Here is an 8,402-nt window from a genome sequence, read left to right as displayed (position 1 = left end):
CGCGCGGTCGCCCCGCCCCCCCGGCACCCCACCCGGCGGGCCGTCCCCCCCCCCCGGCGGGCCCCCCCCCGCCCCCCCGCCCGCGCCCCCGCCCCCCCCCCGGGCGGGGGCGGCCCGGCCGTCGCGGCGGCGAGCGCCTGCCCGGCGATCAGGCCGCTGCCCGTCACGCTCATCGCCTCGCCCATCCGCTCCGCCGGCCCGAACAGCGCGAGGAGGCGCGGGGGCCACGGCCGGCCCGATCGCGGCGCCCGCGCACGCCGCACCCACAGCCCGACACGGCGAGCAGCGGGCGCAGGCGAGGAGCAGCACCGGGCGGGGGCCGCGCCGGTCGGCAGCCGGGGAAGCGCGTCAGGCGGCGCGGCCCCGAGGGGGGCCGGGTCAGGGGCGGCCCTCGGCGTGCAGCCGCTGGGCCTGGGCCCGTCCGACCTCGGCGGCCCGGTGGAGGTAGTCGCCGATGACGGCCAGTTCGGCGTCGGAGTAGCCGTCCAGGACGGCGCCGAAGGCCCGGCCGGGGACGTCCCAGGCGGCGCCGATCCGCTCGCGGGCGGCGGGCGCGAGGACGACGAGCGAGCGCCGCCGGTCGTCCGGATCGGCCCGCCGCTCGACGACGCCCGCCTTCACGAGCCGGTCGACGAGCCGGGTGGCGGAGCCGGAGGTCAGCCCGGTGAGCCGGGCGATGTCCCCCGTCGACACGGGCCCGGGCTCCATGTCGAGGAGGGCGACGCACTGCATGTCGGTGGGGTGCAGTCCCACGTGGTCGGCCATGGCCTGGGTGAAGAGCGAATAGTCGGCGTAGTGCCGCTGGCTCTCGGTGACGATGCGTGCGAGCAGCTCGGCGCGGCTCCACTCACCCGAACGAGGGGAATCGGTTGACATCGGCCTCTCCATGCCTGAAATTTATCTGTGTCACGCAGAATATTCGTAACGCAGAATCTGTGCCACGTAGTACACCGAGCCTACCGGGCGGATCGAGGAGCGCCCACCCACGCACGCCGCCCACGCAAGCGATCCACGCGGGCCCATCCAAGAACGCCCGCCGAGCCCTTGAATAGAGCAGGAGTCCCACCATGTCGATCCTCGTCACCGGCGGCCGCGGCGCCGTCGCCCGCGCCCTCACCAGCCTCCTCACCGCCCGCGGCACCCCTTTCCGCCTCGGTTCCCGTGAGCGCGGCACTCCCGGGGCGGTGCACTGCGACCTCTCCGATCCCGCCACCTTCCGTGCCGCGCTGAGCGGGGTCCGCTCCGTTTTCCTCTACGCCGAGGCCTCCGCCGCCGAAGCGTTCGTGAAGGAGGCCGTCACCGCCGGCGTGGAGCATGTGGTGCTGCTGTCCTCCTCGTCGGTGCTCGGCCCCGACCCGGCCGGGAACCCGCTGTCCGCCGGACACCTCGCGGTGGAGCAGGCCCTCTCGGCCTCCCCGCTGCGCACCACCCTGCTGAGGCCCGGCGCCTTCGCGAGCAACGCCCTGAGCTGGTCCCGGCCGCTGAAGTCGGGCCGCCCCGTCCACCTGCCCTACCCGGACTCCCACTGCGACCCGGTCCACGAGGCCGACATCGCCGAGGCCGCCCTCGCCGTGCTCACCGACCCGGCGCTCGGCGGGGGTGCCCACACCCTGACCGGACCGCAATCGCTGACCTTCGCGTCCCAGCTGGAGATAGTCGGCTCCGTCCTCGGCCGGTCCGTGTCCTTCGCCGCCCTCACCCCCGAGGAGTGGAAGGCCGAGGTGGCGGACTACATACCCGCCCCGTACGCCGACGCCCTCCTCGACTTCTGGGCCGCCTGCGACGGCCGGCCCGTCCCGGTCACCGACTCCGTCGAGCGGCTCACCGGGCACCCCGCCCGCTCCTTCGAGACCTGGGTCAGGGACCACGCCGAGGCCTTCGGAAGCTGAGCGGTACGGGCTGACTTCCGCGAGGCGCCCCCCGCCCATCGCGGGGAGTTCCGTAGTGACGCGCCGCAGTGTCGTGCGGCGGGGTCGGGAGAATGCGAAAGGCCCCGGTCCGCTTTCGCGTACCGGGGCCTTTCCACAGGGTGAGTGACGGGACTTGAACCCGCGGCCACCTGGACCACAACCAGGTGCTCTACCAACTGAGCTACACCCACCATGTCCGGTCGCAGAACGACCGGCCGAAGAAAAGGGTACAGGGTCCGGGAGGGTGTTCGCTCCACCCTTTTCCCGCGCCCGTCTCCGGAAGGTGCTAGTCGGCCGCCACCACGTGCTTGGCGGCGATCGTGCGGGCGGTGTCCGAGTCGGGCCCCGGCTGCGGCACGAAGACCGCCTCGCGGTAGTAGCGCAGCTCGGCGATGGACTCCTTGATGTCCGCCAGCGCCCGGTGGTTGCCGTTCTTGGGCGGGCTGTTGAAGTACGCCCGGGGGTACCAGCGGCGCGCCAGCTCCTTGACCGAGGACACGTCCACGATCCGGTAGTGCAGGTAGCTCTCCAGCGCGGCCATGTCCCGCAGCAGGAACCCGCGGTCGGTGCCGACCGAATTGCCGCACAGCGGCGCCTTGCGGGGCTCCTTGACGTGCTCCCGTACGTACGCCAGGACCTGGGCCTCGGCGTCGGCCAGCGTCGTTCCGCCGGCCAGCTCGTCGAGCAGTCCGGAGGAGGTGTGCATCTCGCGCACCACGTCCGGCATGGTCTCCAGGGCCGCGTCCGGCGGGCGGATCACGATGTCCACGCCTTCGCCGAGCACGTTGAGCTCCGAGTCGGTGACCAGTGCGGCCACCTCGATAAGTGCGTCGTCCGTCAACGAGAGCCCGGTCATCTCGCAGTCGATCCACACCATGCGATCGTTCATGCGCCCCACCTTATGCCGAAGGTCCCCCGCCGTGGTGCTCGACCACTGCGGAGGACCTTCGCCGAACGGCGCCCGGGGGCGGCTACGCGTGCTCGCGCAGCACCCGGCCCGGGGAGTACAGCTCGGTCACGCTGGAACCGGAGGCGGCCAGGGCCGCCGCCGCGCGCTGGGGCTGCGGCGTCCGCTGGTGCGGGAGCGGGCCTCCGGACATCTCGTTCACCGGCGACACGTCGGCCTGCGGCCGGCGCGCCCGGTAAGCGGATCGGTAGGCCGCCGGGGAGGACCCCAGCTGCCGCCGGAAGTGGCCGCGCAGGGCGACCGGGGAGCGGAACCCGCAGCGTCCGGCGACCTCGTCGACCGAGTAGTCGGAGGTCTCCAGCAGCCGCTGTGCCTGGAGCACCCGCTGGGTGATCAGCCACTGGAGCGGCGCGCTGCCGGTGAGCGAGCGGAACCGCCGGTCGAAGGTGCGCCGGCTCATGTAGGCGCGGGCGGCCAGCGTTTCCACGTCGAACTGCTCGTGGAGGTGCTCCAGCGCCCAGGCGACGACCTCGGCGAGCGGGTCGGCGCCGATCTCCTCGGGCAGCGACCGGTCGAGGTAGCGCTCCTGGCCCCCGGTGCGGCGCGGCGGCACGACGAGCCTGCGGGCCAGGGCCCCGGCCGCCTCGCTGCCGTGGTCCGTGCGCACGATGTGCAGGCACAGGTCGATTCCGGCCGCGGTGCCCGCGGACGTGAGCACGTCGCCGTCGTCGACGAACAGCTCGCGCGGGTCGACGTGGACGGACGGGTAGCGCTTGGCCAGCGTCGGCGCGTACATCCAGTGCGTCGTCGCGGGCCGGCCGTCCAGCAGCCCGGCGGCGGCGAGCACGAAGGCTCCCGTGCACAGGCCGACGATCCGGGCCCCCTCCTCGTGCGCCAGACGCAGGGCGTCCAGAGCCTCGGGCGGCGGCGGTGAAGTGATGGAGCGCCAGGCGGGAACGACGACCGTGCCTGCCCGGGCGATCGCCTCCAGCCCGTACGGCGCGGTCAGTTCGAGTCCGCCGGTGGTCCGCAGCGGACCGTCCTCCCCGGCGCACACGAGCAATCGGTAGCGTGGCACTCCCGCGTCCTGCCGGTCGATGCCGAACACGGAAAGTGGAATGGAACTCTCGAAGATCGGTCCGCCGCTGAACAGCAGCACCGCGACGATCTCCCTGCGGCGACGCCCCGCGAGCTTCCGGCCCGCGTCTGCGACGACAGCGGCGGTGGAATCCTGGCTCATGGCGCTAAGCCCCCCTTGGGTGTCGCGACTCCTTGGTCTGGTCGCACCTGCACGTTTCCCCTCGGCCTTGCACGTGGATCCCCCGCCGTAAATACATGATCGAATCTACTGCGTCCCGTGGTGTCGGCGTGACAAGTTCAGCACGCAGCGCTATGTCGACTTGGCAACTTGGCGAAAAGCATTCGATCAGGAAGCGTTCCACTCCGCTACCCGGGTGGGAAGCTTCCTCTCCGGCCATGGCCAGTACCCGTAGGGTAGTGAGCCCCCTGGGCCCGTGTCGTCGCTGGTGGTAGGGGGGTTGGGGGGACATTCCGGCAAGGGGGGCACCGGGTCGGGAAGTTGGCTGAAAACAACCGGGTGTGTACGTGCGAACCGGTCAGTCGTGAGGGGACGTGCCGCCGGAACCGTGGCAACCGCGGTGTGAACCGGCCCCGCTGCGCGAGTGCCGGCCACGGTGTCCGGACGGAAGCGGATCCTCCGAGAGCACCCGCGCGGCGGCCCGTTCCGTCCGCTCCGAGTGCCTCAGCAGCACCCGGCAGGCGGCGGTCACGGCCGCCAGCCCCAGGGTCGTGACGGCGGCCCCGCCGTAGGAGGTCCCGTAGACGACCAGGACCACCGGGACGAGCAGGCAGCTGAAGGCGGCCCAGCGGACCACGTCACCCGCCGGGTCGTCATGGGGCCGTCCGGCGGATGGCACGGACGGGTGAAGTGCGCAGTGCGCGTGCGACGCGTGAGAGGGGGCGGGCGCGGCGGGCCGCGTCGGCTGAGCGGGCTGGACGGGCTGGACGGGGTGAACCGGATGGCCGGGCACGGCGTACTCCCTGCGGGCTCTTCCTGGACGGTCGGACGCCTGTCCAACGCCCCGGTGCGCGGCTCGGTCACTGCGCGCACGGGTGGCACCCGGGCCGTTCGTCACTGGCTGTAGGGGACAGCGGCCATTGCCAAGGCGTCCTTGCTCCGGCATGCTCCCTGGGACGCTCTCCAAGGGCGGCATGCCCTGTGCAGGACAGTGGTGTCGCCGTACCCTGGTGGGTAAGGGCTTGGGAAGATGCTTCCCGGACAGAGCTCCGTCACACTGCGTCGTCGAACCCGCGTCGTCGAACCCCGTCGCCGAAACTGCGTCGCCGAAACCGCCCCTGTCGCCTCCCCCGAGGACCCTCCGCCGAGACACCCATGGCCGGTCACGAATTCTCCGAACCCGCGGACCGCAAGCGCAAACCCCTCGCCGATTCCGTATCGAGCGACCTGCGCGCGGTGGAACAGACACGTCTCCCCTGCGACCCGGCCTTCCGGCACGGGGTGGTGGTGGGCTTCGACGGCTCCACTTCCAGTGAGAGGGCCCTCGCGTACGCGATCGGCATGGCCCGGCGCTCGGGCTCCGGTCTGATCATCGTGCATGTCGCGAACCGGCTGCCCACCACCGTGTGGGCCGGGTGCGAACCCCCGGTCTTCGTGGACGTGCCGGACCACCGCACCGAGGTGCTGGGCCTGGAGCTGGCCTGCGCCGACTACCTGGCCGAGGTGCCGTGGATCCTGGTCGAGCGGGGCGGGGACATCTGCCACGAGCTGGAGGAGGTCGGCCGGGAGTACTCGGCGGACGCCATCGTGGTCGGCTCCACCCAGGGGATCGTGGGCAGGATCTTCGGTTCGGTGGCGGGCCGGCTGGCCAAGCGCGCGCAGCGACCCGTCGTTGTCATTCCGTAACCCTCTGTACGTCGGTTGTGCGGTTGTGAACCCCCTTGTAAAGGGTAGATAAGTGCTGCTGGGACGCAGCAAACAACTGCAGATCGAAGGGAGCCCGCCGTGGACAATGGTGTCTCTGCGGGAAGCACGGCCTCGACTTCGACCCTGGGGAACATCGCCCTGGGTCTCACCCTTCTCGCGTTCGGTATCGGCCACACGGGCATCGTCAGCGGTGTGACCGCGGCCGACTCCGTCTCGCTCGCGATGTACGTCGGCGGGCTCGCCCTGTTCGTCCTCGGACTCCTGGAGTTCCGCGGCGGCAACGGCTTCAACGGCACCGCGTTCGCGGGCCTCGGCGCCTTCTGGTTCACCTGGGCCGGCGGCGCCGACGGAAAGGTTTCGGCGCACGCCGCCGGACTGTTCCTCGTCCTGTTCGCCCTGCTCGCGCTGACCCTCACGGTCAGCGCGGCGAGCGGACTGTTCGGTCAGGTCGTGTACGGCCTCCTCACCCTCTCCCTGGTGCTCCTCGCGATAGCCGCCTTCGCCGGCAGCGGCGGGCTCACCAAGGCCGCCGGCTGGGTCGCCGCGGTCTCCGGGCTGCTGGCCTGGTACGGGGCCACCGCCGCGCTGGCGCACTGGCCGATGGCCATGGGCCGGGCCTCCGGCCGCGGCGCGGTCGCCGCGGGCTGAGGGCGGTGCCCGTACGGGCACGCGTACGGGCACGGGTACGGGCACGGGTACGGAAAACGGCGGCCCCCGGGGAGACTCCCCGGGGGCCGCCGTGTGCGTGCCGTGCGTGCGCCGTGCGTATGCCGTGGCGGCGGTCCGGCCGCTCGTCGGCTACTCGACGGTGACGGACTTCGCCAGGTTGCGCGGCTTGTCGATGTCCCGGCCCAGGGCCAGGGCGGTGTGGTACGCCAGCAGCTGGAGCGGGATGCCCATCAGGATCGGGTCCAGCTCGTCCTCGTTCTTGGGCACGAGGATGGTGTGGTCGGCCTTCTCCTGCTCGCGGTGGGCGACCGCGAGGATCCGGCCGCTGCGGGCCTTGATCTCCTCCAGCGCCGCGCGGTTCTTCTCCAGCAGGTCGTCGTCCGGGACGATCGCGACCGTCGGCATCGCCGGCTCGATGAGCGCGAGCGGACCGTGCTTGAGCTCGGAGGCCGGGTAGGCCTCGGCGTGGATGTAGGAGATCTCCTTGAGCTTCAGGGAGGCCTCCAGCGCCACCGGGTAACCGCGCACCCGGCCGATGAACATCATCGACTTGGCCTCGGCGTACTCGGCCGCCAGCCTCTTGATCTCGTCCTCGCCGTCGAGGATCTCCTGGATTTGCGCGGGCAGCTTGCGCAGGCCCTCGATGATCCGCTTGCCGTCGGTGACCGACAGGTCCCGGATCCGGCCGAGGTGCACGGCGAGCAGCGCGAAGGCCACCACCGTGTTGGTGAAGCACTTGGTGGAGACGACGCAGACCTCCGGGCCGGCGTGCACGTACACGCCGCCGTCGGCCTCGCGGGCGATGGCGGAGCCGACCACGTTGACCACGCCGAGGACGCGGGCGCCCTTGCGCTTGAGCTCCTGGACGGCCGCGAGCACGTCGTAGGTCTCACCGGACTGGGAGACGGCGATGTAGAGGGTGTCGGGGTCCACGACCGGGTTGCGGTAGCGGAACTCGGAGGCCGGCTCGGCGTCGGCCGGGATCCGGGCCATGCCCTCGATCAGGCCCGCGCCGATGAGGCCCGCGTGGTACGAGGTGCCGCAGCCCAGGATCTTGACCCGGCGGATGCCGCGCGCCTCGCGCGGGTCCAGGTTCAGGCCGCCCAGGTGCACGGTGTTGAAGCGGTCGTCGATCCGGCCGCGCAGCACGCGGTCGACCGCGTCGGGCTGCTCGGAGATCTCCTTGTGCATGTACGTGTCGTGGCCGCCCATGTCGTAGGAGGCGGCCTCCCACTCCACGGTCTCGGGCGTGGCGGTGGTCTTCGTACCGCTGGTGGTGTAGGTGCGGAAGTCGTCGGCCTTGAGGGTGGCCATCTCGCCGTCGCCGAGGGTGACGACCTGGCGGGTGTGGGCGACGAGGGCGGCGACGTCCGAGGCGACGAACATCTCCTTCTCGCCGATGCCCAGGACGACCGGGGAGCCGTTGCGGGCGACGACGATGCGGTCGGCGAAGTCGGCGTGCATGACGGCGATGCCGTAAGTGCCCTCGACGACCTTGAGCGCCTCGCGGACCTTCTCCTCCAGGGAGTCGGCCGCGGAGCGGGCGATCAGGTGGACGAGCACCTCGGTGTCGGTCTCGGAGACGAAGACGACCCCGTCGGCCACCAGCTTGGCGCGCAGCTCGTCGGCGTTGTCGACGATGCCGTTGTGGACGACGGCGACCTTGCTGTCGGCGTCCAGGTGCGGGTGGGAGTTGATGTCGCTGGGGGCGCCGTGGGTGGCCCAGCGGGTGTGCGCGATGCCCGTGGTGCCGGCGAAGCGCTTGGGGACGCGGGACTCCAGCTCACGGACCCGGCCCTTGGCCTTGACGACCTTCAGGGCCGCGGACTTGGGGCTGTTGACGACGATGCCCGCCGAGTCGTAGCCCCGGTACTCCAGCCGCTGGAGACCCTCCAGCAGCAGCGGTGCCACGTCGCGCTTGCCGATGTAACCCACGATTCCGCACATACGG

At 71.8% G+C, this 8,402-nt stretch carries 8 protein-coding genes and 1 tRNA gene; 3 read left to right on the top strand and 6 right to left on the bottom strand.

Going from position 1 to position 8,402, the window contains the following annotated elements:
* Positions 1–378 precede the first annotated feature (378 nt).
* Positions 379–876, bottom strand: a complete 498-nt coding sequence (locus tag ACFYYT_RS09775; protein ID WP_351823560.1) for a MarR family transcriptional regulator — start codon at positions 874–876, stop codon at positions 379–381.
* Between the two features lie 191 nt (positions 877–1,067).
* On the opposite strand from ACFYYT_RS09775, the gene ACFYYT_RS09770 reads away from it, so the two are divergent.
* A complete protein-coding gene (locus ACFYYT_RS09770) occupies positions 1,068–1,889 on the top strand; it encodes an NAD(P)H-binding protein (protein WP_351823557.1) in 822 nt (273 codons plus the stop codon).
* A 139-nt stretch (positions 1,890–2,028) separates the two neighbouring features.
* On the opposite strand, the gene ACFYYT_RS09765 is transcribed toward ACFYYT_RS09770, so the two are convergent.
* The 4 genes from ACFYYT_RS09765 to ACFYYT_RS09750 all read right to left on the bottom strand — a co-directional run bounded on the left by ACFYYT_RS09765 (position 2,029) and on the right by ACFYYT_RS09750 (position 4,754).
* A tRNA-His gene (locus tag ACFYYT_RS09765) sits at positions 2,029–2,101 on the bottom strand.
* A 95-nt stretch (positions 2,102–2,196) separates the two neighbouring features.
* Positions 2,197–2,799: an oligoribonuclease gene (orn, locus tag ACFYYT_RS09760; RefSeq protein WP_351823555.1), complete on the bottom strand. Its 603-nt coding sequence runs from the start codon at positions 2,797–2,799 to the stop codon at positions 2,197–2,199.
* Positions 2,800–2,881: 82 nt separating this feature from the next.
* Complete coding sequence (locus tag ACFYYT_RS09755) at positions 2,882–4,057, bottom strand: helix-turn-helix domain-containing protein (RefSeq protein WP_351823552.1); 1,176 nt, start codon at positions 4,055–4,057, stop codon at positions 2,882–2,884.
* Between the two features lie 376 nt (positions 4,058–4,433).
* Complete coding sequence (locus ACFYYT_RS09750; protein WP_351823549.1) at positions 4,434–4,754, bottom strand: hypothetical protein; 321 nt, start codon at positions 4,752–4,754, stop codon at positions 4,434–4,436.
* Positions 4,755–5,230: 476 nt separating this feature from the next.
* On the opposite strand from ACFYYT_RS09750, the gene ACFYYT_RS09745 reads away from it, so the two are divergent.
* The gene (locus tag ACFYYT_RS09745) at positions 5,231–5,761 is read left to right on the top strand and encodes a universal stress protein (RefSeq protein ID WP_351823547.1); all 531 of its coding nucleotides are present in this window, start codon (positions 5,231–5,233) and stop codon (positions 5,759–5,761) included.
* A 99-nt stretch (positions 5,762–5,860) separates the two neighbouring features.
* Complete coding sequence (locus tag ACFYYT_RS09740; protein ID WP_351823545.1) at positions 5,861–6,430, top strand: acetate uptake transporter; 570 nt, start codon at positions 5,861–5,863, stop codon at positions 6,428–6,430.
* 150 nt (positions 6,431–6,580) lie between these two features.
* Here ACFYYT_RS09740 and glmS read toward each other — a convergent pair whose 3' ends face one another.
* Positions 6,581–8,398, bottom strand: a complete 1,818-nt coding sequence (glmS, locus tag ACFYYT_RS09735; RefSeq protein ID WP_351823542.1) for a glutamine--fructose-6-phosphate transaminase (isomerizing) — start codon at positions 8,396–8,398, stop codon at positions 6,581–6,583.
* Positions 8,399–8,402: the final 4 nt, after the last annotated feature.

It is taken from the genome of Streptomyces sp. NPDC002032 (genome assembly GCF_042890765.1).
Classification (GTDB): domain Bacteria; phylum Actinomycetota; class Actinomycetes; order Streptomycetales; family Streptomycetaceae; genus Streptomyces.
The sequence above is the reverse complement of the archived record's forward strand: the minus strand, read 5'-3'. Positions and strand labels throughout refer to the sequence as shown.

Bases quoted from the DNA above. Each gene is read 5' to 3' on its own strand.
- ACFYYT_RS09775 (WP_351823560.1), bottom strand. From the start codon at position 876: ATGTCAACCGATTCCCCTCGTTCGGGTGAGTGGAGCCGCGCCGAGCTG.
- orn (WP_351823555.1), bottom strand. From the start codon at position 2,799: ATGAACGATCGCATGGTGTGGATCGACTGCGAGATGACCGGGCTCTCG.
- ACFYYT_RS09755 (WP_351823552.1), bottom strand. From the start codon at position 4,057: ATGAGCCAGGATTCCACCGCCGCTGTCGTCGCAGACGCGGGCCGGAAG.
- ACFYYT_RS09770 (WP_351823557.1), top strand. From the start codon at position 1,068: ATGTCGATCCTCGTCACCGGCGGCCGCGGCGCCGTCGCCCGCGCCCTC.
- ACFYYT_RS09745 (WP_351823547.1), top strand. From the start codon at position 5,231: ATGGCCGGTCACGAATTCTCCGAACCCGCGGACCGCAAGCGCAAACCC.
- glmS (WP_351823542.1), bottom strand. From the start codon at position 8,398: ATGTGCGGAATCGTGGGTTACATCGGCAAGCGCGACGTGGCACCGCTG.